Genomic DNA, 26673 nt, shown 5'->3' with positions numbered 1-26673 from the left:
TCCTCGTGCGGGCCCCGGGCAGGGCGTCCCCGGCATCCCACGCCTCCGATCCGGCCGCCGGAGGAGCGCAGTGCGAACACCGAGTGAACAAACGGCTCTTGTCCGTCCACAATGGATTTATCAAGGCATGGCAAAGAACCGCCTGCCGCACCTTCCACCAGCAAGCCGTAAACCGCACTTTAATCTACTGGCGTGTAGAACTTCTACTGGATAGTCGTAGAAGGAGGATCATGACGCGCATCGTGATCGTCTCGGCGCGCGTGGGCGCCGGGCACGACGGAGCGGCCTACGCCCTGGCGGACCGGTTGACCGGCCATGACGTCGAGGTGATCGACTTCCTGGATCTCCTGCCCGGCTCGTTCGGCCGCCGCCTCTGCGGCTTCTACCACCGGCAGCTGGAGGTGGTGCCGCGCAGCTGGGAGTGGACCCTGGCCGCGCTCGGCACCGCTTGGGGAGCCGGGCTGGCCCGCCGGGCCGCCACCCTCGGCCGCGGCCGGATGGCCCAGGCCCTCGACGGCGCCGACCTCGCCGTCTCGACCTACCCGCTCGCCACCCAAGCGCTCGCCGCACTGCGCGGCACCCGCACCCTGGCGGCTCCCCTCGCGGTGTACCTCACCGATCCCGCCGTGCACCGGCTGTGCGTGCACCCGTCGGCCGATCTGCACCTGGCCCAGAACCGCTACGCCGCAAGCGAGGCCCGGGCGTTCGGCGCACCGGACGTGGCCGTGGCGGCCCCCTTGGTCGGCAGGCGGTTCCGCCCGCCGATGGCGGCGGAACGAAGCGAGGCGCGGCGAGCCTTCGGCCTGCCCGAGCGAGGTCGCCTGGCCCTGGTCGTCGCCGGATCGTGGGGCGTGGGCGACGTCCGCGAGACGACCGCCGACGTCGCCGCGTCCGGCGCCGCGGTCCCGGTCGTCGTCTGCGGCCGCAACGCCGCGCTGCGCGAGCAGCTCATCGCCGCGGGTCACCGGCACGTTTTCGGGTGGGTCGAGGACATGCCCCGGCTGCTGCACGCCGTCGACGTGGTGGTGCAGAACGCCGGCGGGCTGACCACGTCCGAGGCGCTGGCCAGCGGCCTCCCGGTGCTGACCTACCGCTGCCTGCCCGGCCACGGACGAGCCAACGCCGCGACGCTCGACCAGCTCGGCCTGGTTCCGTGGCTGCACTCCCGGAACGACCTCGCCGCCGCCCTTCTCTCGGCCCACCCGGACCACCGCCCCCAGCCGGCCACCGACGCGGTCCCGCTGCTGGAAAAGCTCCTGGAGGTCGCGTGAAAGCCGTCCTGGCGGCCGGCGCCTTCGCGCTCGCCGCGCACGCCGCGCCCGCGGCCGCGTTCCTGCCGGGCCCGCGCCGCGCCCTGATGCCTCGCCTGGCCGGCGCCACGGAGTCCGGTCACGTCGCGTTGACCTTCGACGACGGCCCGGACCCCGCCTCGACCCCGCAGTTCCTGCGCGTCCTGGCCGAGCACGACGTGCGCGCCACCTTCTTCGTCCTGGGGGCCGAGGTCCGGAAGTCGCCGGACGTCGTCCACCAGATCGTCGCCGGCGGCCACGAACTGGGCGTCCACGGCTGGGACCACCGGTGCCTGCTGCGACGGACGCCCCGCGCCACCCATCGCGACCTCCAGGCCACCCGTGATCTGCTGCACCGCCTCACCGGCACGCCGCCGCGCTGGTTCCGGCCGCCCTACGGCGTTTTCAGCACCGCGTCCCTGGTCTCCGCGCGGCGTCTCGGGCTCACGCCCCTGCTCTGGAGCACGTGGGGCTTCGACTGGACCGAGAGCTGCACGCCGGAGTCGATCCACCGCCGCGTGGCCGCGCACCTCGGCCGCGGCGGCACGATCCTCCTGCACGACAGCGACGTCACGACCGGCAACGGCGCGTGGCGCGCCACCCTCGGCGCCCTTCCCGCGATCATCGCCGACTGTCGCGGCCGTGGCTTCACGTTCGGACCACCGGTGGCGGCTACCTCGGGCATGTCGCCGTCCGCGCGTGGCGGCACCGCAGTACACCGCGTTCAGGGAATCCTTGGCCGGTCGGGGATATCTCGATCTTCGCACTGACCGGCGAGATCGTGCACTACGCCTCCCGGTGGACATCCCGCCACTGCCCCGGTTCGCGGTCCGGGAAGAGGACGGGGACATTTAGGTCTACGCGCGTGAGCCGGCGGGCGAGGCCGTCTCCGTGTCGTACCGCGGTACTACGGGTTCGCGGGATTGCCACCCGCGGTACCACGGCCGCCCCGGTTTCCCTCCCTACCGTTGCGGGCAGGACGAGCCGGGACACCCGGCCCGCGTACACAGGGGATGACCACGATGATCGAGGCACACCAGCTGACCAAGCGCTACGGGGAGAAGACCGCCGTCGACCGGCTCGACTTCACCGTCCGGCCGGGCGCCGTCACCGGCTTCCTCGGGCCGAACGGCGCGGGCAAGTCCACCACCATGCGGCTGATCGTCGGGCTGGACGCCCCCACCGGCGGCTCGGTCCGGGTCAACGGCCGCCACTACGCCCAGCACACCGCCCCGCTGCAGGAAGTCGGTGTCCTGCTCGAGGCGAAGTCCGTCCACCCGGGACGGTCGGCCTACCACCACCTGCTCGCCCAGGCCCAGACGCACGGCATCCCGCGACGTCGGGTGGACGAAGTCATCGAGCTGACCGGGCTGCAGTCCGTGGCGAAGAAACGCGTGGGGGGCTTCTCGCTCGGCATGGGCCAGCGCCTGGGGATCGCCGCGGCCCTGCTCGGCGACCCGGCGACCGTCATGCTCGACGAGCCGGTCAACGGGCTCGACCCCGAAGGCGTCCTGTGGATCCGGAACCTGCTCACCCAGCTCGCCGCCGACGGGCGCACCGTCTTCGTGTCCTCGCACCTGATGAGCGAGATGGCGCTGGTCGCCGAACACCTCATCGTCGTCGGCCGCGGCCGGCTGCTCGCCGACACCACGGTCGACGACCTCGTCCGGGAGGCGGGCGGCGACACCGTCCAGGTGGCCACCGCCGACCCGGCGCGGCTGCGCGAGATCCTCGCCGGGCCCGGTGTCGAGATCAGCGGCCACGCCGGTTCCGAGGAGCTGCAGGTCACCGGTCTGTCCGCCCGGGCGATCGGGCTCAAGGCGGCCGAGCACGGCATCGCGCTGTTCGAACTGACCGCGCGCTCGGTCTCCCTCGAAGAGGCGTTCATGGACCTGACCCGCGACGCCGTCGAGTACCACGGCGTCACCACCGGCACCGACGCGCTCGGGAGGGCGGCATGAGCACCATCACCACGAGCCCGGCGACGACAGCGGCGCCCGCCCGGCCGGTCTACCGGGTGACCACGCGCAACGTCCTGCGCTCGGAGTGGACGAAGCTGTGGTCGCTGCGCTCCACCTGGATCACCTTGGGGCTCGGTCTGGTGTTCCTGCTGGCGTTCGGCTTGATCTCGGCCGCCCGCTACCGCTCGAACATCACTTCCGGCCAGCCGCTCGACCCGGACTTCGCGGGCGCCACCGCGGTCGGTCTTTCCCTGTTCGGGACCAACTTCACCCAGCTGGCGCTCGGGGTTCTCGGTGTGCTGGTCGCCGCCGGCGAGTACTCGACCGGGATGGTCCGCTCGACGCTCGCGGCGGTTCCGCGCCGGCTGCCGGTGCTGTGGTCCAAGTCGGCGGTGTTCGGTCTCGTCGCGCTCCTGCTGGGCGTGGTCGGCGCGTTCGCCGCGTTCCTCTTCGGGAGCTCCATCGTCTCCGGCACCCCGGCGGCCATGACGCTGTCGCACCCGGACGTCGTCCGCAGTCTCCTGGGCGCAGGCCTCTACCTCGGGCTCGTCGGCGTGCTCGGCGTGGCGCTGGGCGCGCTCCTGCGTTCGGTCGCCGGCGGCATCTCGGTCCTCGTCGCCGCGCTCATGCTGATCCCGGGCCTCATCTCGCTGCTCCCGAAGACCTGGCAGGCCGACATCGGGCCCTACCTGCCCAGCAACGCGGGCCAGTCGATGTTCGCCCTGACCCACGACAGCACCAGCCTCTCCCCCACCGCCGGGCTGCTCGTGTTCCTGGGCTGGACAGCGCTGGCGCTGGGTGGCGCGGCCGTCCGCCTGGTCCGGTCCGACGCCTGAGTTCCCGGTACCGGCGATCGTCGTCCACGATGAACACGTGAACCCCGTGAGCGGCAGCGACCCGGCCGGCGACGGAGTGTGGCCCGCCCACTCCGCCGTCGGCCGGCTGACGCGGGCCGGCCAGTGGCTCCGGCAGGCGGACCGGCGCCGGCCCTGGGTGCTGGACGTCGCCGTCATCGCCGTGATGTTCCTGATGTTCTGCCTGCCCGACCTGGTCCCGCACGAGGACGATCCCGGTCCGGAACGGCTGCTGCAGACGTTCACCCAGCTGCCGGCGGCCGCCACCGTGGCACTGCAGGCCGGGCTCTTGCTCCCGCTCCTGCTGCGGCGGCGGGCTCCCACGGTGGCGCTGGCCCTGGTGGCGGCGGCGTTCGTGGTTCAGTGGTCACTCGGGGTCTTCCTGCGCGCCGACATCGCCCTGCTCGTCGCGTTGTACAGCGTGGTGCTGCACGGGCGGCTCCGGCGCCTGCCGTGGGCCTGCGCGGCCGTGGTCACGCTGGTGTTCCCGGTGGCGGTCAGGGTTTCCCGGACGTTCAGCGTGGTGTCCCTGTGGGAAGCGCTGTTCTTCCTGCTCAGCGCCGTGACCGCGGCGGTCGCGCTCGGGCTGACGGTGCGGATCCGCCGGGCCCAGCTCGCCGGCCTCCGCGATCGGGCGACCCGGCTGGAGGTCGAACGCGACCAGCGCAGCAAACTGGCCGCCGCCACCGAACGCGCCCGTGTCGCCCGCGAAATGCACGACATCATCGGCCACAACCTCTCGGTCATCATCACTCTCGCCGACGGCGGCGCGTATGCGGCGGACGGCAGCCCGGAACGGAGCAAGCAGGCCCTCCGGCTGGTCGGCGACGCCGGCCGCCAGGCCCTCGGCGAACTGCGGCGCATGGTGGGCGTGCTGCGTGACCGCACGGACGCCCCCGACCTCAACCCCCAGCCGGGCATCGCCGACCTCGAGCAGCTCTGCACCCGGTTCCGCACCGCCGGGCCGGACGTCGTGTACCGCTCCGCCGGCGAACTCGACACCCTCGACCACGGAGTCCAGCTGATGGCCTATCGCATCGTCCAGGAGGCGCTGACCAATACGCTCAAGCACGCCGGTCCACGCACCCGGATCGACGTCTCGGTCGCCGCCGCGGACGCGGAGCTGCGGGTCCGCGTCCACGACACCGGCCGGCCCGACGGCTCCGGCCGGCTCGAGCCACCCGCCGAGGAGGGACACGGCCTCGCCGGCATGCGCGAACGCGCCGCTCTCTACGGCGGTACCGTCGACGCGGGCCCCGCGCCGAGCGGCGGCTGGGCCGTGCAGGCCGTCCTGGACATCACCCCGCTCCCCGGCGGTACGGCGTGACCACCGTCCTCATCGTCGACGACCAGCCGCTGCAGCGCTTCGGCTTCCGGATGCTGCTGGAGGCCACCCCCGACACCGAGGTCGCCGGGGAGGCCGCCCACGGGACCGAAGCCGTGCGGCAGACGGCGGCCCTGCGGCCGGACGTCGTGCTCATGGACGTCCGGATGCCCGGGATGGACGGCATCGAGGCGACCCGCCGGATCGTCGCCGCCGGTGGCCGCTCCCGCGTCCTCGCCCTCACCACGTTCGACCTGGACGAGTACGCCTACGCCGCGCTGCGTGCCGGGGCCAGCGGCTTCCTGCTCAAGGACGCGCACCCGGAGGAACTGCTGGCCGGGATCCGCGCCGTCGCCGGCGGCGACGCAGTGATCGCTCCCGCGCTGACCCGGCGGCTGCTCGACACGTACGCCCACCGCCTGCCCGCCGGCGCGGGCGGCCCGCAGGAACAAACGGACGCCCGCTGGCGATCCCTGACGGAGCGCGAACAAGAGATCCTGATCGCGATCGGCCGCGGGTGGACCAACGGCGAGATCGCCGAGCGCCTCGTCCTGTCGGAGTCGACGGTCAAGACCCACGTGGGCCGGGTGCTCTCGAAGGTCGGCGCCCGTGACCGCATCCAGGCAGTGATCCTGGCCTACGACCTCGGCCTGACCCGTCCCAACTCGTCCGGCTGACCGTCGTCGTCGGCACTGATCTCGTCGGCTGGGCAAGAACAGGCGCGCAGCCGCGCCATTTCCGAGGGTTCCCTCAAGTGCCCGCTTTGCGACTGGGCGGCCGCGCAGGCGACGGCCACTGCGTCTGGCGCGTCAGTGACTGGCCGGCACAACCCAGTAAGCGAGATCCGCCGAACTCGACCCCGACGTCGTCGTGATGGACGTCCGCATGCCCGGGATCGCCGCGACCCGCGAGATCGTACGGACGCACCCCCGCTCCCGCTTGTGTGCGCCGAAGACGTCGGCGCGCACACCACCGGCCTCAGCCGTTCTTGACCGCGGCGCCCGCCTTCGCCCAGTTGGCCCGCAGATTCTCCAGGTAAGCACGTGCTTGCGTGCCCGGTGCGGTTCCCCTCGCGAACGCCTTCATGGTGCCGGGCCCGGCGTTGTAACCCAGCGCCAGCAGTTCGTCGGTCGTGTACTGGCCGACGTGCTTCGCGGGCAGCTGGGCGGCCAGATCGTGCAAGTACCAAGCCTCGGCTTCGATGGCCAGATCCGGGTCGTCGGGCAGCTCCTGCCAGTCCCGGCCGGCGAACGGCCGCCCGCGGCGGGTGTCGTCGAACGTGGCGCGGTGCATGTTCGCCACTCCGAACGCCGCGTCCGGCTTGAGCTGCTGCCACGACCGCTCGAGCTGCGGATCGTGGGGCTTGTAGTCCTCGTTGTAGAGGACGGCCAGCACGAGCTGCGGGTCGACACCCGCCTCATGCGAGCGTGCCACGACCTGCGGCACGAACTTGGCCGGATCGGGATTCACCCCGGTCGAACCGGTCGACTGGCTGGTGGTCGGCGAGGCCGACGGGACCGACGACGCGGGAGCGGTCACACCGGAGGGCGCTGCACACCCGCTCACCGCCGCGACGACGCACCCGAGCACGAACCCGCGACACACCCGCACAGCTTCCGCCTCCCGTAGGTCCCCAGCCCAGGATAGGAGATCACTTTTGCCTCCGGCGGTGCAGCACGACGCTCGCGACCAGGACGACCAGAGGCGCGAGCACCGACGTCGTGCACACGCCGATCAGCGGCAGCCCCGGGCGCGGGCGGCCGGTGGCCCCCGGCGGGAGGTCGGGCGGGCGGAAGCGCAGGCTCGTGGTCATGTGGTGCCAGACGAAGATCTCGCGGTAGATCGTGTACCAGCTGAACGCCCACACGAGCACGGCGACTCGTCGCCCCCATCGCAGCGGCCGGTCGTGATCAGCCGGCATGGCGAGCCCGCCTCAAGATGGCGACGCGCAGCGTTTCCGCCGGAACACCGGTGGTGTGCACGATCCGGGGCACCAATCCGCCGTCCGCGACGGCGAGGGCGGTCGTGTCGACGAGCATGCCACCCGCGCGCGTCGCCTCGGACACCGCCGCGTCCAAGCAACGCCGCGCGCGGCCGGTGACCGGCAGGTGCCCGCGAGGCGGACGGGTGCGACGCAGCTGGTACCACCGGTGCCGCGGGCGGGGGCGGACCTGGCGCAGCGCCTGCGGTCCGAAGGTGGCCTCGACGGTGCGGCGCACGACGTGCAGGTCGATTCCGAGCGTGGCCAGCGCATCGCTGTCGAGGGTGTCGAACACGCTCGCGCCGCCGGTCAGCAGCCTCCGGGTCTCTTCCCGCAGCACCGCGCCGGCCGGGTCCGGCGACTCGGCGACGGCGACGGCGAACAGCAGGTGCTCGCAGCCGATTCCGCGATGGCCGAGTTCGCGGGCCTGGTGCTGGGCACGGACGATGATCCGGCGGGCGTCGTCGGCCAACGGTCGATCCATGCTCAGCTCCTGTTCCGGCGGCCGTACTTGCGGTGCACCGTCTGCTTCGTGACCCGAGGTGTGGTGTGGTCGCAGGTTAACGCGCTTTAACGCACCGAAAACCTGCCGCTGGCCATCGCCGCCATAGTTTCGGGTCTCGTGGCTTCGAAGTCGTCGCCGGCGCACACAGCCGGCCTGAGTGTCCGGACGCCCGTCTGGGCGGCAGCCGTCGCGCTCGTGGCTTTCCTCGCTCTCCTTGCTTCGGCGAGTGACTTCCTGCCCTGGGCCACCGGTTTCGACCTCGACGTGCACGCCTGGTTCGTGGCCCACCGCACGGCCGGCTGGACCACCGCGGCCGCCGTGATCACCTCGACGGCATCCTCGGCGTACACCGCTCCCCTGGTGTTCCTGGTCGCCGCCGCGCTCACGCGGGGCTCGGTCCGGGCGCGGCTGACCCGGGCCGTGCTCGTTCTGCTGCTGATGTTGTCCGCCGTCCTGGGCCGCTTCGCGATCTCCGAACTGATCGCGCGGCCGCGCCCTCCCACGGCGGACTGGGCCGTCTACGCCGGCGGCTTGTCCTTCCCCTCGGGCCACACCTCCGACGCCGCCTTGGCCGCCGGGCTGATCGCCTGGCTCGTCGTGCGCCGGTTCGACCGCGCTCCGCGGTGGCCGGTCTGGCTGGTCGCGGCCGGCTACGCCCTGCTGATCGCCTGGACGCGGGTCTACCTCGGCGTGCACTGGCCGACCGACGTGCTCGGCAGCCTCGCGTTCGTCACGGCCTGGCTGTCCGCGGCGCTGGTCTTCCGGCGGCTCGACGAGCGAGTCGCGACGTCGTCGTAGCTCGCGTGACTTTGCCTTGCTCGAACCTCGCGCAAGCAGTTCCCTTCCGCGCCGGGTTCTAGCGTGCGGGAAACGGCAGCGCAGGGAGAATCCATGTCCACAGCCACCCCGGCCCGCATCGCTTCCACGGCGGTCTTGTTCTCGGTGCTCGCCGCCTGCAGCAGCGGCACTTCGGCGCCGGGACCGAGCTCGTCGGCCCAGCCCTCGGGCGGCGCGCCGGCGAGCAGCCCCGCGGAGACGGAAACCAATCCCGCCGGCGACATCCCCGACAACCAGGCCTACGTGCCCTTCACCCCGGCCGGTGGCGGCTTCACCGTCAAGATCCCGGAGGGCTGGGCCTCCTCGGCCGCGGGCTCGACGACGACCTTCACCGACAAGCTCAACCAGGTCCAGGTGACGTCGTCGCACACCGGCGGAGCACCGACCGCGGAGTCGGTCACCACGACTGACGTGCCGGCGGTGCAAGGGAAAACGCCGAACTTCGCGATGGGACAGGTGTCGACGATCGCCCGCACCGCCGGCCCGGTGGTGCTGCTGACCTACCAGGGCGACTCCGCGCCGAACGCCGTGACCGGGAAGGTCGTGCGCGACGCGTTCGAGCGCTACAGCTTCTTCCGGGCCGGGCTCCGGGTCGACCTGACGCTCTCCGGGCCCACCAACGCCGACAACGTCGATCCTTGGCGGACCGTCACCGACTCCCTGCGCTTTTCGTGATGTCCACCGGTGTCCTCGACTGGTCGACTCCCGCGCTGCGGGCACGTGACCTCTACCGCTTCTTCCGCACCGGCGACGACGAGACCCTCGCCCTGCGCGGCGTGTCGCTGACGGTCGCCCGCGGCGAGATCGTCGCGGTCGTCGGCCCGTCCGGCTCGGGGAAGTCGACGCTGCTCGCGTGCCTGGCCGGGTTGGACGAGCCGGCGGGCGGCAGCGTCGAAGTCGTCGGCGAACGGATCAGCCACCGGCCGGAAGCAGTCCGCGCGAAGATCCGCGCGCACCGGATCGGGGTGCTCCTGCAGTCCCGCAACCTCGTCCCGCACCTCGACGTGCGCGGCAACATCGACCTGGCGCGCCGGGCACTGCGGTACGGCAGATTTCGGCCGTCGATCACGGAACTGCTCGACCAGGTCGGTCTCGCACACCGCGCCAAGGCGACTCCCCCGCAGTTGTCCGGAGGAGAGCTCGCCCGGGCGGGCCTCGCCGTCGCGCTGGCCAACGAACCGGCCGTCCTGCTCGCCGACGAGCCGACCGGTGAGCTCGACGGCCACACCGAACAGGAGATCCTCGAGTTGCTCCGCACCCACGCCGATCAGGGCACCGGGCTGCTGATCGTGACCCACAGCACCGAAGTCGTCGCGATCGCCGACCGGGTGCTGACCATCGAGGACGGGGTGGTGGCCGCATGAGCGCCGGACCACTGGTCGTCTGCGACGACGTGGCTCGCACGTTCGGCACCGGCCCGTCCGCCGTCGTCGCCGTCCACGGGACCAGCTGCGGTGTCCACAGTGGAGACCGGATCGCCATCGCCGGGCCGTCCGGCTCCGGCAAGTCGACCCTGCTGCACCTGCTGGCCGGGCTGGAGATCCCGACCCGCGGCAGCGTCCGCTGGCCCGGTCTCGGCGACGACGAGAAGCGCGCCCGGGACATCGGGGTCGTGTTCCAGAGCCCGAGCCTGATCCCGGCACTGGACGTCGGCGAAAACGCCGAGCTGCCACTGGTCATCGCCGGGGTCGAGGAGCCCGCGCGCAGCGAACGCGTGGCCGAGGCCCTGGCCGTCGTCGGCGTCGAGGACCTCGCCGCCAAGCTGCCGGAGGAGATCTCCGGCGGCCAGGCCCAGCGGGTCGCCGTGGCGCGGGTCCTGGCCCAGCGACCGCGCCTGCTGCTCGCCGACGAGCCGACCGGACAGCTCGACCACGGCGCGGGGCAACGGCTGATGGACGCGCTGCTGGCCGCGACCGGCCACCTCGACGCCGCGCTCGTGGTGACCACGCACGACAACGCCGTCATCGAGCGCCTGGCGACCCGGTGGACGATGCACGAAGGCCGGCTGCACACCACCGCGACCCCGGCGGTGCCGTCATGATCCTCCTTTGGCTGGGCGGGTTGCTGCGACGGCGGTCGGGACGGCTCTTCGCGACGGCCGGCGGGATCGCGCTCGCCGTCGCGCTGGTCGCCGCGCTCGGTTCGTTCCTCGCCGCGTCGCAGGCCACGATGACCGCCCGCGCGCTGCGGTCGGTGGCCGTGGCCTGGCAGGTCGAGGTCCAGCCCGGCGGCGATCCCGACATCGTGCAGAACGCCCTGCAGGGCCTCCCCGGGACGGGCGCGGTCCGCACGGTCCACGTCACCCGCACCAGCGCCCTGCTCGCCACCACCGGCGGCACCACCCAGACCACCGGACCCGGGGTCGTCCTCGGCCTGCCGCCCGGCTACGCGGCGGCGTTCCCGGAGCAGATCCGGCAGCTCAGCGGCTCCCCGGACGGGGTCCTCATCGCGCAGCAGACGGCGTCGAACCTCCACGTCCACCCGGGCGACCGGGTGGTCGTCGGCGGCTCCGCCAAGCCGGTCACCATCGCCGGGGTCGTCGACCTGCCGCAGGCCGACACGCTCTTCCAGAAGGTCGGCGCACCACCGCAAACGCAACCCTCCGCCCCGCCGGACAACGTGCTCCTGCTCCCCGAGTCCGTCTTCGCCGACGTGATCACGGGGAACGTCGTCACCCAGTTCCACGTCGCCCGCGACGCGCCCGCCTCGCAGGATCCCGCGACCGCCTACGAAACCGAGATCGCCGCCGCGCACAACTTCGAAGCCCAGGTCTCCGGGGCCGCCCTGGTCGGCAACAACGTCGGTGCCGCCCTCGACGCCGCCCGCGGCGACGCCGCCTACGCGCAGCTGCTGTTCCTGTTCCTCGGTCTCCCCGGGGTCGTTCTCGCCGCCCTCCTCACCAGCGCGCTCGTCGAAGCCGGCAGCGACCGGCGACGGGCCGAACAAGCGCTGCTGCGGACCCGCGGGCACACCTCGAGAGCCGTGGCCGGGATCGCGGTCACCGAAGCCGCGTTCGTCGCGGCGCTGGGCGGTGGGGCCGGGCTGGTCATCGCCGCGGTGACCGGACGCCTGGCGTTCGGGCCCGCGCCGGAAGGCCGGAGCGCGACCGCGTGGTGGTACGGGATCGCGGTCGCCTCCGGGCTGGTGATCACGACCGTCACCGTGCTGGTGCCGGCCATCACCGGACTGCGTGGGCGCACGGTGACCCAGACGCGGCAGGTGATCGGCACGCGACGCTCCCCGTGGTGGTCCAAGGCCGGGCTCGACGTCCTGCTCCTCGTCGCCGCTCTCGTCGTGTTCTGGGCGTCGAGCGGCAACGGCTACTCCCTCGTGCTGGCACCGGAAGGCGTGCCGGCGATCTCGGTGTCCTACTGGGCGTTCCTCGGCCCGGCCTTGCTGTGGCTCGGGGCCGCGGCGGTGCTGTGGCGGCTCACCACGCTCGGGCTCAAGCACGGCCGAGTGCCCCTGCGCAGCATGCTGCGTCCGCTGTCCGGCCGATTGGCCCGGCCCGGCGCGGCCGCGCTCGCCCGGCAAAGCCGTCCGGTGGCCCGCGCGATCGTGCTGCTCGCTCTCGCGTTGTCGTTCGCGGCCTCGACGGCGGTGTTCGACAGCACCTACGAGCAGCAAGCCGAAGCCGACGCCCAGCTCACCAACGGCGCCGACGTCACCGTCACCGAACCGCCCGCCGCCGAGGTCACGCCCGCGGCGGGAACACAGCTGCAGAACGTGGCCGGCGTCCGGCACGTCGAACCGGTCCAGCACCGGTTCGCCTACGTCGGCGCCGACCTCCAGGATCTCTACGGCATCCGGCCGGACAGCATCCGGCAGGTCACCGCCCTGCGGGACGCCTACTTCCAAGGCGGCACCGCGGCCGAACTGATGGCCACGCTCGCCCACCGGCCCGACGCCATTCTCGTCAGCGCCGAGACCGTCAAGGACTTCCAGCTCAGCCCGGGCGACTTGATCAACCTCCGCGTCCAGGACTCCCGGACCAAGGCGCTGCGGACCGTGCCCTTCCACTACAGCGGCATCGTCAAGGAGTTCCCGACGGCGCCCAAGGACAGCTTCTTCGTCGCCAACGCCGCCTACCTCGCGCAGGCCACCGGGTCCGGCGCGGTCGGCGCGTTCCTCGTCGACACCGGGGGCAGCAACCAGCCCGACGTGGCCGGCAAGCTGCGAGCTCAGCTGGGCACGGCCGCGACCGTCACGGACATCACCGAGACGCGCGCGCACGTCGGCTCCAGCCTGACGTCGGTCAACCTGCACGGGCTCACCCGCCTGGAACTGACGTTCGCCGTGCTGATCGCCGCCGGCGCCGGGGGCATCGTGCTGGCGGTCGGGCTGGCCGAACGCCGGCGCAGCCTGGCGATCATGGCCGTGCTCGGAGCCCGGCGACGGCAGCTGCGCGGTCTGGTGCTCGGTGAAGGCCTCGTCGTGATCGCCGGCGGCCTGATCGGCGGCGGCCTCATCGCGTGGGGGCTTTCGCGCATGCTCGTGAAGGTCCTGACCGGGGTCTTCGACCCGCCGCCGGACACGATCGCGGTGCCGTGGACCTACCTGGCCGTCACGGTCGCGGCGGTCGCGGTCGCGCTGGTGGTCGCGGCGCTGGCCGGCGCCCGCGCGTCCACTCGCCCCGCTGTGGAGGAACTCCGCGAGCTGTGACTGTCTACTGAGGACGCAGTGAGCCGGCGTCCACTGGGAACCAGTGCAGAATCGGCAGCATGAACAACGGAGCGATCACCTTCGGGCCCGCCCTCGTCGCGGTGCTGGTCCTGCTCGCCGCCGCCGGGGCCGCCGTCGTCCGGTGGGGTGAGCTCGGTCAGGGCCGGGCCGTGGTGATCGCCGCGGTCCGGGCGGTCGCGCAGCAACTGGTCGCGGCCGGAAAACACACGAGGTGATTCACCCGACCGAGTCCCCCGGTTTTGCCAGATGCTCACGTCGCATTGGCCGGGCGTGAACAGGGTTCTCGTTACGGTCCGCCGAGTCCGACCGTTCTGCTTCCCGTGAAGCGACAGATTGCGAGCTCATGACTTCGACTCAGGTCCAGGGATCCCGGCGTACCCTGCTCAACAAAGTTCCGGAAGTCACCCTGTACTTCTGGCTCATCAAGGTGTTGTGCACGACCGTCGGCGAGACCGCCGCGGACTTCCTCAACGTCGACCTCGGCCTGGGGTTGTCCGGGGTTTCGGTGATCACCGGCGTGCTCCTGGCCGTCGCGCTGGTCTTCCAGTTCCGCGCCACCCGCTACGTCGCCGGGCTCTATTGGCTGACCGTGGCGATCGTGAGCGTGTTCGGCACGCTGGTCACCGACAACCTCACCGACAACGCCGGGTTCCCGCTCGAAGCCAGCACCATCCTGTTCGGCGTTCTCCTCGCCGTCACGTTCGTGGTCTGGTACGCGTCGGAGAAGACGCTGTCCATCCACTCGATCGTGACCCGCCGCCGGGAGATGTTCTACTGGCTGGCGATCCTGTTCACCTTCGCCCTCGGCACCGCGACCGGCGACCTCATGGCCGAGGTGCTCGGCCTGGGCTACCTCGTCACCGGCGCCATCGTCGTCGCGCTGATCGCCGTGACCGCCGCCGCCTGGCGGGCCGGGCTGCACCCGGTACTCGCTTTCTGGTTCATCTACGTCCTGACCCGGCCGCTCGGCGCGTCGCTGGGCGACTACCTCTCCCAGCCGTCGGACCAGGGCGGGCTCGGCCTGGGCGCGACCGTGACGAGCCTGATCTTCGTCGCGGCGATCGTCGCCACGGTTGTGTACCTGTCGGTGACGAAGTCGGACGTCACCTCCGGCGGAGCGGTCGCGCGGGCCGAGGAGCCGGCACGGGGCGGGCTGTGGCAGACAGTCGTGTTCCTCGCCGTGATCCTCGTCGCCGGCGGTGTGGGGTACACCCTCCGCACGGCGGCGCTGCAGGACGACACCTCGGTCCCGGCCGCGATGCCACCCGCTCCCGGCGAGCCCGCCCGACCGGCGCCGGCCCACACTTCGCCGCTCGGGGACGTGTCGACCTTCCGCGGCATCACGCAGGACACCTTGGACCTGCTCGACGCCGGGAACCAAGCTGCCGCGACCAGCCGCGTCGACGACCTCGAAATCCAGTGGGACAACGCGGAAGCCCGGTTGAAGCCCAAGAACCGGACCGAGTGGACGCGGGTCGACGGAAAGATCGACAAGGTCCTGCGCGAGCTCCGGGCGACCAGCCCGGACCCGGCCGGGGAAAGGGACGCCCTCGGGGCACTGCTTGCCGCACTCGGCTGATCGGTGCCCACCGCGTTCCGGGTGACCTCACCGGGTAGCACCCGGGACGCGGTCAGCCGCTGTGACCGTGCTCGATCGCGCCCATTTCGTGCCCGTCGAACCCATCCGCGCCGAAACCGTGGACCGCGCCCACGACGATCGCCGCGGCGATCAGGAGTCCGATGAGGACGGTGACGATGATCAGCAGCCGGCGACGGCCGGATGCGGGTTCGGCCGCCCGACCGCGCAGCACGGCGACGTCGGCGGCGAGCGCGGCGCGAGCGGCGGCCAGGATCTGGCGCCATCCCTCGGGGGCAGCGCCCTCCGATGCGGGCAGATCGGCGGTCACCGACGCCAGTTCGTGCCGGTAGCGGATCGTCTCCAGGCGGCCGAGGCGCTCTTCGACTTCGTCCATCGTCAGCCGGCCTTCGCCCGCCGCGGCGTAGAGGGCGGCCCGGACCTGCTCACGTTCCGCATCCGAGCAGCGGATCCCCTCGGGCACCGTGGTGCCCGGCGCGTTCTCGCTCATCATTTCCTCTTCCGGTCCGAAATCACTTCATCCGAGGCTAACCGCGGAAATCGGAACGGGACGCCCGCGAACGTTAATCTTCAATGAGAGTTCGGCGCCCGCGCGAAAGCCTCGACTAGAGTCACCGTGTGTCATCAGCAGCGGGACGAAGGGACGCCGGGTGCACTTGGTGATCGTCGACGACGAGACGGCCGTGCAGGACTCGCTGTCGCGCACCCTGCGGTTCGAGGGCTACACGGTCTCGATCGCGGGTGACGGCGCGGCCGGGCTCACCCTGATCCGCGACGAGAACCCCGACGGCGTACTGCTCGACGTCACCATGCCGGTGCTCGGCGGCCTCGAGGTCTGCCGGGTGCTGCGGGCCGAAGGCAACACCGTGCCGGTGCTGATGCTGACCGCGCGGACCGCCGTGAGCGACCGCGTGGCCGGTCTCGACGCGGGCGCCGACGACTACCTGGTGAAGCCGTTCGCGCTGCAGGAGCTGCTGGCGCGGGTCCGGGCGCTGCTGCGACGGACCGAGTACACCGTGCCGGCCGCGCCGCCCGCCCCCGCCGCGCTGCGCTTCGCGGACGTGGCGCTCGACCCGGCAACGCGGGAGGTGTTCCGCGGCGACCGCGCCCTGCACCTGACCCGCACCGAATTCGCGATGCTGGAGACGTTCCTGCGCCACCCCCGGATCGTGCTCACCCGGTCCGTGATGTTCGAGCACGTGTGGGGCTACGACTTCGGGGCCGCGTCCAACGGGCTCGACGTCTACGTCAGCTACCTGCGCCGCAAGCTGGAAGCCGATGGCCACCCGCGGCTGCTGCACACCGTGCGCGGCGTCGGGTATGTCCTGCGCGAGGAGCCGCTGTGAAACGGCCTCGCTGGAAGAAACTGTCCCTGCGGGCCCGGCTCGGCGTCCTCGTCGCCACCGCGGTCGCGCTCGCCGTCATGACGGTCTCGGCGATCTCCTGGGGCATCACCCGGGCCGACCTCTACGACCAGTTCGACGCCCGGCTGCAGTCCTACGCCCAGCTCGCCGCGAAAGCATCCTCGCCGGAAGAAGCACTCTCGACCCTGCGCTCCACCATCACGAAGCCCGGGCCCGACCGGACCAACAGCGGCCTGACCGTCCAGTTCCGCTCGGCCGCCGGCGCCGTCACCGGAACCGCGGGCGCGATCCCGGAGCTCCCGCCACCGCCGCCGGAAGCGCCGTTCTCGAACAGCCGGGCAGCCAACGTCCACCGCGGCGAAGGCGACCGATTCCGCATGTGGACGGTCTCGCGCTCCGACGGGGGGACGGTCCAGGTCGCCGAGGACTCCGAAGACGTCGAGGACAGCTTGGGCCGGCTGGGCTTCTGGCTGCTCGTGGTGTCCGCCGCCGGGGTGCTCGGCGCCACGGTGGTCGGCCGGGCGATCGCCCGCTCGGCGCTCCAGCCGGTCGACGACCTCTCCGCGGCCGCCGAGAACGTGGCTCGCACGCAGGAACTCTCGGCCGCGATCGACGTCACCGCGTCCGGGGAGATCGGGCGGCTGGCCACGTCGTTCAACGCGATGCTCTCCGCGCTGAGCCGCTCCCGCGACGAGCAGCAGCGGCTGGTCGAGGACGCCGGCCACGAGCTGCGGACACCGTTGACGAGCCTGCGCACCAACATCGAGCTGCTGATCCACGCCGACGCGAACCCGCAGCGGCAGCTTTCGGCCGAAGACCGGTCCCGGTTGCTGGCCGACCTCGACACCCAGGCCGTCGAGCTGACGGCCCTGATCGGCGAGCTGGTCGACCTGTCCACCGGGGAACGGCCGAGCGAGGCCGAGGAGCGCCTCGCGCTGGCCGACGTCGTCACCGCGGCCGTCGAACGCACCCGGTCGCGATGGCCGAACATCACCTTCGACGCCGAGCTGACCGATGCCGACGTGCTCGCGCGCCCGGCCGCCCTCGAGCGAGCGGTGTTGAACGTGCTCGACAACGCCGCGAAGTGGTCCCCCGCCGGCGGGCGGGTGCGGGTGACCATGTCGATCGAGGGTGAGACCGTCCGCGTCCGCGTCGACGACGAAGGCCCCGGTATCCCCGAGGCGGATCTGCCGCACGTGTTCGAGCGGTTCTACCGGGCCGACGCCGCCCGTGCGCTCCCGGGATCCGGGCTGGGGCTGGCCATCGTCGAACAGGTCGTCACCCAGCACGGCGGGCGGGCCTCGGCCTCGCGCGCCGACAGCGGCGCCCGGTTCGACCTCGTCTTCCCGCTGGCCGCTTCTTAAGGAAACTCAGCGCGATCTTCATCGAACTCTCATGGACGGGCGACAACGTCTGAGGGGTGACCCCACGGATCGCGCTTTCGCCCACGCCACTGGCGACGCTGACGCTGGTCATGGCCGCGGTCGCGCAGGCGATCATCGCCGGGCTGACCTTCGGGCTGGCCGGCAACGTCAGCCCCTGGCGTGACCCGGTCAGCGACTACGCCTGGCACCGCGGCGGCCGGCTGCTCTTCACCGTCGCCATCCTGCTGCTGCTCGCCTGCGCGGCCGCGCTCGCGGTCGCGGCACAGCTGGCCGCCCTGCCCCATGGCCCACTGGTGAGCACCCTCTTCCTGCTCTGGGCGGCCGGGCTTCTGGTGGTCCTGTTCTTCCGGAGCAGCCTCAGCGCCGCCGACCCCACCGTCTCGGGCGAGATCCACCGCGCCGGCGGGGCCGTGCTGTTCGCCAGCCTGCCGCTCGCGGCCTGGACGTTGAGCGCCCGGTTGCGCGCCGAGCCCCGCTGGCACCCCGCGGCACCGGCGCTCCGTCGTGGCGCGATCGCCGGCGTCGTGACCGCGGCCGCGTTCGGCGCGGCGCAGCTGGTCAGCTGGCTCCCGGCCGGGTTGCTCGAACGCGCCGCGCTGCTGGCCGAGTTCCTGATCGTCGCCACGATGGCGATCGCCCTGCGGCGCGCGGCCCGTGGTCCGCGGCACCCCTCGGTCGCGACGCCGGAGGCCGTTCGATGATCGCCCTCGCCATCGTCTGTGCCCTGGTCGCTGCCGTGTTGTTCGCGGTGGCCGCGATCCGGCAGCACGCCGAGGTCACCGACCTGGCCGCCGGGGGCACGCCCGGGCTGCGCACCCTCGCCCGGCTGCTGCGTTCTCCCGGCTGGTGGGCGGGGACCGGCCTGGCGACCGGGGGCAGCCTGCTCCACGTCGTCGCGCTGGCGCTGGCTCCGCTTCCGGTGGTCCAGCCGCTCGGCGTGTTCAGCCTGGTCTTGACCGTCGTGTTCGGACGGCGTGCCCGCGACCGCCGGGTGGTGACCGCCGTCGTGCTCGTGGTGGCGGGCGTGGCCGGGTTCGTGGCCCTCGCCGCCTCGGCTGCCCCCGCCGTGGCGATCAGCGCGGGGACGGCCGAAACCGTGGCTGTCACCGGGTTCGTGATCGCGGCGCTCGCGTGGTTCGCCCGGGCCGGGTGCGCCGCGCTGGCCGCCGTGTCGGCTGTCCTCTTCGGACTCGGCTCGTCGGTCGTGCACGCCGCCGCGTCCCAGCCCCTGACCACCGCGGTGCTGCTCGGCGGGCAGGCTCTGCTGCTGCTCGGCGCCGGCGGCGTGGTCCTGCACCGCGCGTACGCCGCCGGGCCCACCGCCGTCGTCGTCGGCACTACGACCGTGCTCGACCCCCTGACCGCTGTCGCCGTCGCCGCCTTGGCCTACGGCGAGGTCCCCCAGCCCGCGGCGGCGATCGCCGCGGTCGTCGCTCTCGCCGGTGTGCGCGTGCTCGCCGGCGCCGTCCCGCAAGCCCATCCGAAGATCGAGGAGAAACCCGTGCCCGAGCACCCGACCGGCCTTCGCGTCCTGATCGGCGCCGACACGTTCCCGCCCAACATCAACGGCGCGGCGTTCTTCGCCGAGCGCCTGGCCCGCGGGCTCGCCGCCCGCGGCCACGACGTCCACGTCGTCTGCCCGTCCGACGACGGCCCCGCCCGCGACGAGCAGCGCGACGGCTACACGATCCACCGCGTCCGTTCCCGCGCGATCCCGTTCCACCGCGACTACCGGTTCTGCACCCCCGGTGGCATCCGCGCCGCCGTCGGCGAGATCGTGGACCAGGTCCGCCCGGACGTCGTCCACGTCCAAGCGCACTTCGGCGTCGGGCGTGCGTTGCTCGAAGTGGCGGCCGACCGCGACGTTCCGGGCATGGCGACCAACCACTTCATGCCGGACAACCTCCTCGGCTACACCCCGTTCCCCCGCCGGGTGAAGGACGCGATCGCCCGCTGGGCCTGGAAGGACCTCGTGCGCGTCTACCGCGACGCGCGCATCATCACGACGCCGACACCCCGGGCAGCCGAAGTCCTCGCCGGAATCGGCCTCGACCGGCCGGCCCAGGTCGTGTCCTGCGGCATCGACCTCGCCCACTACGCCGCGCCGGCCCGCTCGGGCGACCGGCCGATGTCGGTCTTGTTCGTCGGGCGCCTCGACGCGGAGAAGAACATCGACCAGCTGCTGCGCGCGCTCGCTCCGCTGCCCCACGTCCGCGCGGACCTCGTCGGCGACGGCACGCGTCGCCAGGAACTCGAAACCCTCGCCGCGGACCTGGACATCGCCGACCGCGTGACCTTCCACGGCTTCGTTTCCGACGCCGAGCTCGTGCACCGCTACGCCGAGGCCGACGTGTTCTGCATGCCCGGCACGGCCGAGCTGCAGAGCCTCGCGACCATGGAGGCCATGGCCGCGGGCCTCCCGGTCATCGCCGCCGACGCGCTCGCCCTGCCCCACCTGGTCCACCACGGCGAAAACGGCTACTTGTTCGAGCCGGGCGCGATCACCACGATCTCCCGCTGGATCGCCGAGCTGGCCGCCGACTCCGAGGCACGCGCCCGGATGGGCGAAGCTTCCCGGGCCATCGTCGCCCGGCACGACATCGACGACGCGCTGGCGACTTTCGAGGCGCAGTACCGGATCCTGCTGGGTATTCCTGCGTCGTCCACCGTTGGTCAGGCGGCGTAGCCGATTCCCCCGGTCCCGGGTAAGCGCCCGGCCGACTCCGATCGGTCGGGCGCTTACCGTCCGCGGCAGCGGCGGTGGCGGAAATCGCGCACGTCATGGTTCCGCATTTTCTTGAGGTAGAGCCAAGCTCGCACGAAGCCGGACTGGGCACCACCGGCCCGGACCGGCCGTCGTTCACGCGTTCAGCACCCCGGTGCCCAGCAAGCCGAGCAGGGCGACACCGGCGATGACCCGGTACACGACGAAAGCCGTGAAGGTGTGGCCCGCGACGAACTTCAGCAGCCATGCGATCGCCCCGTACGCCACGACGAACGACACGACCGTCCCGACCAGCAGCGGCACCACGTCGAGGCCGCCACCCAAGGCGTCCTTCAGCTCGTACAGCCCGGCTCCGGTCAGCGCCGGGATCGACAGGAAGAACGACAGCCGCGTCGCCGCGACCCGGTCCAGGCCGCGCAGCAAGCCGGTCGAGATCGTCGCGCCGGAACGCGAGAAGCCCGGGAACAGCAGCGCCAGGATCTGCGACGAGCCCACCAGCATCGCGTCGGTCAGCGTGCTGTCGGCCTCGGCGCGCTTGCCGGAGCCGAAGCGGTCGGCGGCCCACATGATCGCGCTGCCGACGATCAGCGAAGCCGCCACCACCCACAGCGAAGCCAGCGGCCCCTTGACCAGCGACTGGAACAGCAGGCCGGCGGCCACGATCGGCAGCGGCGCGAGGATGACCCACCAGGCGAACTTGTAGTCGAACTCCTGCCTGGCCTCGGCGTTCACGATGCCCCGGCCCCAGGCCCCGACGATCCGCACGATGTCGCGGAAGAAGTAGACGAGCACCGCCGCGATGGCGCCGACCTGGATCACCGCGGTGAAGCCGACGACGGACTGGTCGTCGACGGGGATGCCGAGCAGTCCCTCGGTGATCTTCAGGTGCCCGGTGGACGACACGGGCAGGAATTCGGTCAGGCCCTCCACGATGCCGAGGAGCACGGACTGGCCGAGGTCGATCACACTCAAGAAAGGTTCCTTCACAGGGAGATGGCAGGCACCCGGAAGGGGTCGAGGGGGAACCCCGGGTGCCTGCCGAGATCGAGCTGGATCCCTCGTGGTCGTGCTCAGCCCCGGTCGGCTCCGTGGTGCTCGAAGCCGTCTTCTCCGAAGCCGTGGAACGCGGCGACGACCGCCGCGGCGAACAGCAGGGCCACCGCCAGCACCGCGAGCAGGACGACCAGCCGGCGCCGCCCGCTCACGACCTCCGCGCCGCGCCCGAACAGCGCGGCGAGGTCCGCCCCGAGCTGATTCCTGGCCGACGCCAGGACCGGTGACCAGCCCGCGGACGAGCGCGCCGAAGCCGCCTGCGGGGGCAGGTCCGCGGTGGCCTCGGCGAGCTCGTCCCGGTAGCGGGCCGCGGCGACCCGAGTCAGGCGTTCTTCTACTTCGTCGACCGTGAGCCTGCCTTCGCCCGCGGCTTCGGCCAGCTGCTGCCGGGTCCGCTCCCGTTCGGCGTCCGAGCACCGGATCCCGCTCGGCTCGGTCATCGTCTGCCCCGGATCGATCATGGTTCCCTGCTTTCCGCGTCAAGCTATCGGGTTTCGCGTTCACCACCGGCCAGGACCGGGTTAACGCCGGGCAAGAACGGCTCACGACGCCGGCACCTCGAGCCGATAGCCGTACCCGCGCACGGTGGTGATGGTGGGCGCGTTCCCGGCGGCCTCCGCGAGTTTCCGGCGCAGCGTCACGATGTGGACGTCCAGTGTCTTCGTCGAACCTCGCCAGTGGGTGTCCCACACGTCGGCCATGAGCGTGTCCCGGCTGATGGCCGCGCCGGGCTCCTGCGCCAAGCGCTGCAACAGATCGAACTCCTTCGGCCGCAACGCGAGCTCGTCCCCGGCCAGCATGACCCGGCGGGCGGCCACCTGGACGACCATGTCGCCCACCCGCAAGGGGAGCACGTTCGACGAAGTGCCGCGGCGGAGGTGCGCGTGCAACCGGGCCAGCAGTTCGCGCAGCCGGAGCGGTTTCGTCAGGTAGTCGTCCGCGCCGACTTCCAGCCCCACGACGACGTCCATCTCCTGCGTCCGTGCCGTGGTCATGATGATCAGCGCGGTGGGGGTGATGGTCCGCGCGCGGCGGCAGACCTCGATGCCGTCCAGGTCCGGCAATCCCAGGTCGAGGAGGATGACGTCGTACTCGTCGAGCTGCATCCGGCGCAGTGCCTCGCCACCCGTACGGGACCACATCACGTCGTAGTCGTGCATGCGGAGGGTGGATTCGAGCAGGCTTCCGATGGTTTCATCGTCTTCGACCAGGAGAACTGCCGCCATGGGGAAATGCTAGCGAATATCGGTTAAAGAACCATGAGAACCGGACGGTTAACCCCGATCGAGCACAACGCTAACCTCGCGCTAACCTTATTTTCCGCGCTTTGGCGAAAATCGCCTCGCCGCGGGCAGACTGTCGCCATGCGCAGACGCATCATTCTGCTCGCCGTCGCGGCCGCTCTGCTGGCCACCACCCTTTTCGGGGCACCGCTGGCGGTCGGCGTCGCCAGCTACTTCGCCCAGGACGAGCGCACGGAACTGGAGCGTGCCGCCGACGCGGCCGCGCTGTCGGTCGCCGACGACGTGCTCATGCACACCAGCCTGCCGCAGTTCCCGGGATCGGAAGACGGCACGACCGGGCTGTACACGTCCGGCGGCGTGCTGCTGACCGGAAACGGCCCGGCGACCGGCGATGCGATCGTCGACCAGGCTCGTGGCGGCGAAGTCGCGACCGGAGACGTCGGCTCGGACCTCGTCGTCGCGGTGCCGATCCTGCACGACTCACAGCTGCAGGGCATCGTGCGCGCGTCGACCCCGCAGACCGAGTGGTACCAGAAGGTCGCGGTCTCGTGGCTGGCGATGGCCGGACTGGCGATCGCGGCGCTCGCCTTCACCTGGCTGCTGGCCGCGCGGCTCGCCGCCCGCGTCGCCGGCCCCCTCGAACAGCTGTCCACCGCCGCCGCGCGGCTCGGCGGTGGCGACTTCACCGTACGGGCCCCCGTGAGCGGCATCGGCGAGATCGACCAGCTCGCCCAAGCGCTGGATCAGGCCGCGGTCCGGATCGGCGACGCCCTCGACCGCCAGCGCGCGCTGGCCGCGGACGCTTCGCACCAGCTGCGCACCCCGTTGGCCGGCCTGCGCCTGCAGCTCGAATCCGCCCTCGATCCCCCCGGGCAGGATCTGCCGGCCGCGGTGGAAGCCGCCCTCACCACCATGGACCGGCTGGAAACGACGATCGACGACCTGGTGAGCCTGGCCAACCAGCCACCGACGGACCGCGGGGTGATCCAGCCCGACGGCCTGCTGCGCGACGTCGTGGCCGGCTGGCTCGGCCTGCTCGCCGGCCAGGGCCGCCGCCTCCGGATCGACCGTCAGGCGACGGGACAGCCGAAAGCCGCCGAAGCCGCCGTCCGCCAGATCCTCGGGGTCCTGCTCGACAACGCCGTGATCCACGGCCGGGGGACGGTGACCATCCGGACCCGGGACACCGGCGACGCCTTCGCGATCGACGTCGCCGACGAAGGCCACGACGTCACCGACGCGCCGCACGTGTTCACGCGCGGCCACAGTGGCGCGGGCGGTTCGGGCATCGGCCTCGCCTTGGCCCGGGACCTGGCCGAGGCCGAAGGAGGACGCCTGCAGTTGGCGAGCCCCGCGCCCACGACGTTCACCTTGCTGCTGCCGACGGCCCCCGCAACGCACCGCTCCGGGCCGTGACCGCGAAGAAGTCCCGCTGGTCGGCCGACAGGTAGCGGTCCGCCGCGGTGGGCATGTCCGGCGTCAGCGTCGTCGGGGCCGAGCCGGCGAGGTCCGGCCGGAACAGGCTGGCTGAGACCATTCCGCCGTGGATGTCCAGCTCCATGCCGCGCACCGCGCCGGCTGTCGACAGCGCGTTCGCGAGCGCGGTCAGGGTCAGCTGGTCGCCCGCGACGTAGAGCAGCTTGCCCTGCGCGTCGACGCCGAGCCCGGAGCGCCAGGTGAACTGGAACTGGTTCTTCGCGCTGCCCCACTGCCCGGCCGGGTTGCCGGACAGCCCGGGCACGGGCCGGCCGCCGTCGACGATCAGCTCCAGGTTCTGGCGCACCGCCGCGGTGTCCGGGGTCAGCTGGGCGTCCCGGCCCCACAACGCGACGTTCGCGACGCCGGACTTGTCGATGACCAGCGACGCCATTCCGTTCTTGAGCGGAATCCCGGTCTGACCGTCGGCGTAGAAGCCGCCTGGGGTGTCGCGGAACTTGAAGCCGGAGTTGAAGGTGGCCAGCAACGACGAACGCAGGGCGTCGGGAACCTGGGCGCCCTCGGGCCAGTGGCCGCCGGGTTCCTTGGTCCCGGCGATCAGGTGCAGGCCGGTCCACTTCCGTTCGAACGCCACCACCGCCGCCACCACGCTGGTGTGGTCGGGATCCGGACGGAGGAACGTCGTGTAGTCGGCAGGCTGACCACCGGCCATCCGGGCGCCGGCGAGCCAGGCCCCCTCACCCGCCAGCACACCGGGCAGGGTGGGCAGCGGGGCCGGAGCGTTCGTCGTGTCCCCGGCCCGGGTGCCCGGGACCACCGGCACGGCGTTCGCGTCGGGCGCGCTGTTCCGCGGCGGATGCCTGGTGTAGTACCAATTCTCCAGTGCGTTGACGACCGGCCCGGCCCCCATCTGCCGGGCCCAGTCCGCGGTACGCGCGGTGAACGTGGCCGCACCGGGCGCGGTGAGCGCCTGGACGTAGGTGACGGCCGGGTAGATCATCAGCACCAGAAAGACGCAAAGCACGCGCCGCAAACGCCTTCGGCGACGCTTGACCGGCCGCGGCGGAGAAGGCGGCTTTCCGGCGGGAGTGGCTGCATCGACCATATTTCACGGTAACGAGACCGTGGTTCGGGTCAGTCCAGCGAATTGCTAGCGAACAGCTAAGCGCGATCGCGGGATTCGCCGCGCTTGCGGCCGCGGAGCAGTTCCAGCGCGAGGGGAATGAGCGAGACGATGACGACGAGCGCGATGATCGGCAAGAGGTACTGGTCGATTCCGGGAATGCTGGAACCCAGCAGGTACCCCGCGATCGTGACACCGACCGACCACAGGAGACCGCCCACGACCTGCCAGAGCGTGAACGTCCGCGCGGGCACCTCGAGGATCCCCGCGAGCGGGTTCAGCACGGTCCGCACGACCGGGACGAACCGCGCGAGGACGATGGCTTTGGCGTGGCCGTAGCGGCTGAAGAGCTCTTCGGCCCGGGTCATTCCGCGGTGCAGGTGCTCGTTCCGCGACTTGGCGAGCAGCGCGCGGCCGCCACGACGACCGAGGAAGAATCCGGTCTGGGCGCCCAGGAGCGCCCCGGCGACCGACGCGATCAGCACGGCGGGCAGCGAAAGGTGGACCGTGGCGGTGGCACTGGTGGTGCAGAACAGGCCGGCGGTGAAGAGCAGGGAGTCGCCGGGCAGGAAGAACCCGATCAGCAAGCCGGTCTCCGCGAACAGGACGAGGAAGACGCCCGCCGTGCCCAGGCTGGACAGCCACGCCGTAGCGCTCAAGGGGTTCATCGGTCACCTCTCTTCGACAACTATGTAGTAGTTCTACACCGATGTCGTTTTTGACCGCCACCCGCCCCGCTCACGACGTTGTGGCATTGCCGCACCAACGCAGCCACTCGCGATCCCACAACCGGGCCCGGCGCCGGTCCACCTCGCGGCGGAGCAGCAGGTGGACACCACCGACCACGACGAGCACCAGGGATTCCCAGACGACTCCGCCGAGGATCGCCGTCGCGACCACTTCGGCGCCGCCGAGCGGCGGAGCCACCTGCCTGCCCGCTCGGTCGACCCACACCTGGACGTGCTGCGGCGGCGCCGGCCCGCGCCCACCCGGACGAGACCCTGCCGGACTCGACCGTCCGGCGCGGTCCAGGTGGCGGTGATCGTCGCCGTTTCCCCACCGGCGGACTCCGAGCCGGGCGGCGCCGGAATGTCCGGCCGCAGGGTCGCGACCACCAGGGTCCGCGACCGGGCATTCGCCGCCGCCTCGGCCGTCAGCCGTTCGTAGTCGGCGACGCCGTGCGCGGAGATGACCGCAACGGAGGCGACGACGAGCACGCCCAGCGCGAGGACGAGCAGCGCTTCGAACCGCTCGGACGCCCGCGCGGATCCGAGGAAGACCGGCTTGAGCAGCCGCATGCGCCGCGATACC

General features: G+C 72.0%; 28 protein-coding genes and 1 pseudogene. 19 read left to right on the top strand and 10 right to left on the bottom strand.

What is annotated here, in order from left to right; all coding sequences use genetic code 11:
- Window positions 1–230 precede the first annotated feature (230 nt).
- From ABZ342_RS29055 to ABZ342_RS29025, 7 genes and pseudogenes are all read left to right on the top strand, one after another.
- The gene (locus ABZ342_RS29055) at window positions 231–1271 is read left to right on the top strand and encodes a glycosyltransferase (protein ID WP_360479377.1); all 1041 of its coding nucleotides are present in this window, start codon (window positions 231–233) and stop codon (window positions 1269–1271) included.
- Complete coding sequence (locus ABZ342_RS29050) at window positions 1268–2059, top strand: polysaccharide deacetylase family protein (RefSeq protein ID WP_360479374.1); 792 nt, start codon at window positions 1268–1270, stop codon at window positions 2057–2059. Before ABZ342_RS29055 ends, ABZ342_RS29050 begins: the two co-directional genes overlap by 4 nt.
- A 252-nt stretch (window positions 2060–2311) precedes the next feature.
- Window positions 2312–3250: an ATP-binding cassette domain-containing protein gene (locus ABZ342_RS29045; protein WP_360479371.1), complete on the top strand. Its 939-nt coding sequence runs from the start codon at window positions 2312–2314 to the stop codon at window positions 3248–3250.
- Window positions 3247–4086 carry an ABC transporter permease gene (locus tag ABZ342_RS29040; RefSeq protein WP_360479368.1) on the top strand — a complete coding sequence of 280 codons (840 nt, stop codon included), beginning with the start codon at window positions 3247–3249 and terminating at the stop codon, window positions 4084–4086. Before ABZ342_RS29045 ends, ABZ342_RS29040 begins: the two co-directional genes overlap by 4 nt.
- A 37-nt stretch (window positions 4087–4123) precedes the next feature.
- Window positions 4124–5431, top strand: a complete 1308-nt coding sequence (locus ABZ342_RS29035; RefSeq protein WP_360479365.1) for a histidine kinase — start codon at window positions 4124–4126, stop codon at window positions 5429–5431.
- Window positions 5428–6105, top strand: coding sequence for a response regulator transcription factor (locus ABZ342_RS29030; protein WP_360479362.1), 678 nt, complete (start codon window positions 5428–5430; stop codon window positions 6103–6105). The genes ABZ342_RS29035 and ABZ342_RS29030 overlap by 4 nt, the downstream gene beginning before the upstream one ends.
- Window positions 6106–6265: 160 nt before the next feature.
- Window positions 6266–6370: pseudogene (locus tag ABZ342_RS29025) on the top strand (DNA-binding response regulator); the annotation flags it as partial.
- Between the two features lie 36 nt (window positions 6371–6406).
- On the opposite strand, the gene ABZ342_RS29020 reads toward ABZ342_RS29025, so the two are convergent.
- The 3 genes from ABZ342_RS29020 to ABZ342_RS29010 all read right to left on the bottom strand — a co-directional run bounded on the left by ABZ342_RS29020 (window position 6407) and on the right by ABZ342_RS29010 (window position 7893).
- Window positions 6407–6967, bottom strand: a complete 561-nt coding sequence (locus tag ABZ342_RS29020; protein WP_360479359.1) for a lytic transglycosylase domain-containing protein — start codon at window positions 6965–6967, stop codon at window positions 6407–6409.
- A 112-nt stretch (window positions 6968–7079) separates the two neighbouring features.
- Window positions 7080–7349 carry a hypothetical protein gene (locus ABZ342_RS29015; protein WP_360479356.1) on the bottom strand — a complete coding sequence of 90 codons (270 nt, stop codon included), beginning with the start codon at window positions 7347–7349 and terminating at the stop codon, window positions 7080–7082.
- Window positions 7339–7893, bottom strand: a complete 555-nt coding sequence (locus ABZ342_RS29010) for a Clp protease N-terminal domain-containing protein (RefSeq protein WP_360479353.1) — start codon at window positions 7891–7893, stop codon at window positions 7339–7341. The genes ABZ342_RS29015 and ABZ342_RS29010 overlap by 11 nt, the downstream gene beginning before the upstream one ends.
- A 138-nt stretch (window positions 7894–8031) precedes the next feature.
- On the opposite strand from ABZ342_RS29010, the gene ABZ342_RS29005 reads away from it, so the two are divergent.
- The 7 genes from ABZ342_RS29005 (at window position 8032) to ABZ342_RS28975 (ending at window position 15013) form a co-directional block, all read left to right on the top strand.
- Window positions 8032–8712: a phosphatase PAP2 family protein gene (locus ABZ342_RS29005; RefSeq protein WP_360479350.1), complete on the top strand. Its 681-nt coding sequence runs from the start codon at window positions 8032–8034 to the stop codon at window positions 8710–8712.
- Between the two features lie 93 nt (window positions 8713–8805).
- On the top strand, window positions 8806–9426 hold the full coding sequence (locus ABZ342_RS29000; RefSeq protein ID WP_360479347.1) for a hypothetical protein: 621 nt from the start codon (window positions 8806–8808) through the stop codon (window positions 9424–9426).
- Entirely contained in the window at window positions 9426–10115 is a 690-nt protein-coding gene (locus ABZ342_RS28995) for an ABC transporter ATP-binding protein (protein ID WP_360479344.1), read from the top strand. Before ABZ342_RS29000 ends, ABZ342_RS28995 begins: the two co-directional genes overlap by 1 nt.
- Window positions 10112–10792, top strand: coding sequence for an ATP-binding cassette domain-containing protein (locus ABZ342_RS28990; protein WP_360479341.1), 681 nt, complete (start codon window positions 10112–10114; stop codon window positions 10790–10792). The genes ABZ342_RS28995 and ABZ342_RS28990 overlap by 4 nt, the downstream gene beginning before the upstream one ends.
- Window positions 10789–13413 (top strand): FtsX-like permease family protein, encoded by a 2625-nt coding sequence (locus ABZ342_RS28985; protein WP_360479338.1) that lies wholly within the window; start codon window positions 10789–10791, stop codon window positions 13411–13413. Before ABZ342_RS28990 ends, ABZ342_RS28985 begins: the two co-directional genes overlap by 4 nt.
- A gap of 59 nt (window positions 13414–13472) precedes the next feature.
- Window positions 13473–13649: a hypothetical protein gene (locus ABZ342_RS28980; protein WP_360479335.1), complete on the top strand. Its 177-nt coding sequence runs from the start codon at window positions 13473–13475 to the stop codon at window positions 13647–13649.
- A gap of 128 nt (window positions 13650–13777) precedes the next feature.
- On the top strand, window positions 13778–15013 hold the full coding sequence (locus ABZ342_RS28975; RefSeq protein ID WP_360479332.1) for a hypothetical protein: 1236 nt from the start codon (window positions 13778–13780) through the stop codon (window positions 15011–15013).
- A gap of 52 nt (window positions 15014–15065) precedes the next feature.
- Here ABZ342_RS28975 and ABZ342_RS28970 read toward each other — a convergent pair whose 3' ends face one another.
- Window positions 15066–15521, bottom strand: coding sequence for a DUF1707 domain-containing protein (locus ABZ342_RS28970; protein ID WP_360479329.1), 456 nt, complete (start codon window positions 15519–15521; stop codon window positions 15066–15068).
- A gap of 160 nt (window positions 15522–15681) precedes the next feature.
- Here ABZ342_RS28970 and ABZ342_RS28965 point away from each other — a divergent pair, with 160 nt between their 5' ends.
- From ABZ342_RS28965 to ABZ342_RS28950, 4 genes are read left to right on the top strand one after another with little or no spacing between them, the layout of a single operon-like run.
- Window positions 15682–16377, top strand: a complete 696-nt coding sequence (locus ABZ342_RS28965; protein WP_360479326.1) for a response regulator transcription factor — start codon at window positions 15682–15684, stop codon at window positions 16375–16377.
- Window positions 16374–17759: a HAMP domain-containing sensor histidine kinase gene (locus ABZ342_RS28960; RefSeq protein WP_360479323.1), complete on the top strand. Its 1386-nt coding sequence runs from the start codon at window positions 16374–16376 to the stop codon at window positions 17757–17759. Before ABZ342_RS28965 ends, ABZ342_RS28960 begins: the two co-directional genes overlap by 4 nt.
- Before the next feature lie 56 nt (window positions 17760–17815).
- Window positions 17816–18481, top strand: a complete 666-nt coding sequence (locus tag ABZ342_RS28955) for a DUF998 domain-containing protein (RefSeq protein WP_360479319.1) — start codon at window positions 17816–17818, stop codon at window positions 18479–18481.
- The gene (locus ABZ342_RS28950; protein WP_360479316.1) at window positions 18478–20466 is read left to right on the top strand and encodes a glycosyltransferase family 4 protein; all 1989 of its coding nucleotides are present in this window, start codon (window positions 18478–18480) and stop codon (window positions 20464–20466) included. Before ABZ342_RS28955 ends, ABZ342_RS28950 begins: the two co-directional genes overlap by 4 nt.
- 174 nt (window positions 20467–20640) lie before the next feature.
- On the opposite strand, the gene ABZ342_RS28945 is transcribed toward ABZ342_RS28950, so the two are convergent.
- The 3 genes from ABZ342_RS28945 to ABZ342_RS28935 all read right to left on the bottom strand — a co-directional run bounded on the left by ABZ342_RS28945 (window position 20641) and on the right by ABZ342_RS28935 (window position 22784).
- Window positions 20641–21471 carry an undecaprenyl-diphosphate phosphatase gene (locus tag ABZ342_RS28945; RefSeq protein ID WP_360479421.1) on the bottom strand — a complete coding sequence of 277 codons (831 nt, stop codon included), beginning with the start codon at window positions 21469–21471 and terminating at the stop codon, window positions 20641–20643.
- Window positions 21472–21575: 104 nt separating this feature from the next.
- Entirely contained in the window at window positions 21576–22019 is a 444-nt protein-coding gene (locus tag ABZ342_RS28940; RefSeq protein ID WP_360479313.1) for a DUF1707 domain-containing protein, read from the bottom strand.
- An 81-nt stretch (window positions 22020–22100) separates the two neighbouring features.
- Window positions 22101–22784 carry a response regulator transcription factor gene (locus ABZ342_RS28935; protein ID WP_360479310.1) on the bottom strand — a complete coding sequence of 228 codons (684 nt, stop codon included), beginning with the start codon at window positions 22782–22784 and terminating at the stop codon, window positions 22101–22103.
- A 138-nt stretch (window positions 22785–22922) separates the two neighbouring features.
- Between ABZ342_RS28935 and ABZ342_RS28930 the strand changes: the two genes are divergently transcribed.
- Window positions 22923–24218, top strand: a complete 1296-nt coding sequence (locus ABZ342_RS28930) for a HAMP domain-containing sensor histidine kinase (RefSeq protein WP_360479307.1) — start codon at window positions 22923–22925, stop codon at window positions 24216–24218.
- On the opposite strand, the gene ABZ342_RS28925 is transcribed toward ABZ342_RS28930, so the two are convergent.
- The 3 genes from ABZ342_RS28925 to ABZ342_RS28915 all read right to left on the bottom strand — a co-directional run bounded on the left by ABZ342_RS28925 (window position 24169) and on the right by ABZ342_RS28915 (window position 26316).
- Window positions 24169–25239, bottom strand: coding sequence for a phosphodiester glycosidase family protein (locus ABZ342_RS28925; RefSeq protein ID WP_360479418.1), 1071 nt, complete (start codon window positions 25237–25239; stop codon window positions 24169–24171). The two genes, ABZ342_RS28930 and ABZ342_RS28925, sit on opposite strands and share 50 nt — an antisense overlap.
- Before the next feature lie 161 nt (window positions 25240–25400).
- Window positions 25401–26030 (bottom strand): DedA family protein, encoded by a 630-nt coding sequence (locus ABZ342_RS28920; RefSeq protein ID WP_360479304.1) that lies wholly within the window; start codon window positions 26028–26030, stop codon window positions 25401–25403.
- A 70-nt stretch (window positions 26031–26100) separates the two neighbouring features.
- Window positions 26101–26316 (bottom strand): hypothetical protein, encoded by a 216-nt coding sequence (locus tag ABZ342_RS28915; RefSeq protein ID WP_360479301.1) that lies wholly within the window; start codon window positions 26314–26316, stop codon window positions 26101–26103.
- Window positions 26317–26673 lie beyond the last annotated feature (357 nt).

Origin of the sequence: Amycolatopsis sp. NPDC005961 (assembly GCF_040629235.1) — a bacterium.
Lineage (GTDB): Bacteria > Actinomycetota > Actinomycetes > Mycobacteriales > Pseudonocardiaceae > Amycolatopsis > Amycolatopsis camponoti.
The sequence above is the reverse complement of the archived record's forward strand: the minus strand, read 5'-3'. Positions and strand labels throughout refer to the sequence as shown.

Excerpts from the sequence above, each read along its gene's own strand:
- ABZ342_RS28990 (WP_360479341.1), top strand. The coding sequence starts at position 10,112 with ATGAGCGCCGGACCACTGGTCGTCTGCGACGACGTGGCTCGCACGTTC.
- ABZ342_RS28970 (WP_360479329.1), bottom strand. The coding sequence starts at position 15,521 with ATGAGCGAGAACGCGCCGGGCACCACGGTGCCCGAGGGGATCCGCTGC.
- ABZ342_RS28935 (WP_360479310.1), bottom strand. The coding sequence starts at position 22,784 with ATGGCGGCAGTTCTCCTGGTCGAAGACGATGAAACCATCGGAAGCCTG.
- ABZ342_RS29015 (WP_360479356.1), bottom strand. The coding sequence starts at position 7,349 with ATGCCGGCTGATCACGACCGGCCGCTGCGATGGGGGCGACGAGTCGCC.
- ABZ342_RS29055 (WP_360479377.1), top strand. The coding sequence starts at position 231 with ATGACGCGCATCGTGATCGTCTCGGCGCGCGTGGGCGCCGGGCACGAC.
- ABZ342_RS28920 (WP_360479304.1), bottom strand. The coding sequence starts at position 26,030 with ATGAACCCCTTGAGCGCTACGGCGTGGCTGTCCAGCCTGGGCACGGCG.
- ABZ342_RS28980 (WP_360479335.1), top strand. The coding sequence starts at position 13,473 with ATGAACAACGGAGCGATCACCTTCGGGCCCGCCCTCGTCGCGGTGCTG.
- ABZ342_RS29010 (WP_360479353.1), bottom strand. The coding sequence starts at position 7,893 with ATGGATCGACCGTTGGCCGACGACGCCCGCCGGATCATCGTCCGTGCC.
- ABZ342_RS28975 (WP_360479332.1), top strand. The coding sequence starts at position 13,778 with ATGACTTCGACTCAGGTCCAGGGATCCCGGCGTACCCTGCTCAACAAA.
- ABZ342_RS29045 (WP_360479371.1), top strand. The coding sequence starts at position 2,312 with ATGATCGAGGCACACCAGCTGACCAAGCGCTACGGGGAGAAGACCGCC.
- ABZ342_RS28995 (WP_360479344.1), top strand. The coding sequence starts at position 9,426 with ATGTCCACCGGTGTCCTCGACTGGTCGACTCCCGCGCTGCGGGCACGT.
- ABZ342_RS28940 (WP_360479313.1), bottom strand. The coding sequence starts at position 22,019 with ATGATCGATCCGGGGCAGACGATGACCGAGCCGAGCGGGATCCGGTGC.
- ABZ342_RS28925 (WP_360479418.1), bottom strand. The coding sequence starts at position 25,239 with ATGATCTACCCGGCCGTCACCTACGTCCAGGCGCTCACCGCGCCCGGT.
- ABZ342_RS29040 (WP_360479368.1), top strand. The coding sequence starts at position 3,247 with ATGAGCACCATCACCACGAGCCCGGCGACGACAGCGGCGCCCGCCCGG.
- ABZ342_RS29000 (WP_360479347.1), top strand. The coding sequence starts at position 8,806 with ATGTCCACAGCCACCCCGGCCCGCATCGCTTCCACGGCGGTCTTGTTC.
- ABZ342_RS28950 (WP_360479316.1), top strand. The coding sequence starts at position 18,478 with ATGATCGCCCTCGCCATCGTCTGTGCCCTGGTCGCTGCCGTGTTGTTC.
- ABZ342_RS28985 (WP_360479338.1), top strand. The coding sequence starts at position 10,789 with ATGATCCTCCTTTGGCTGGGCGGGTTGCTGCGACGGCGGTCGGGACGG.
- ABZ342_RS28930 (WP_360479307.1), top strand. The coding sequence starts at position 22,923 with ATGCGCAGACGCATCATTCTGCTCGCCGTCGCGGCCGCTCTGCTGGCC.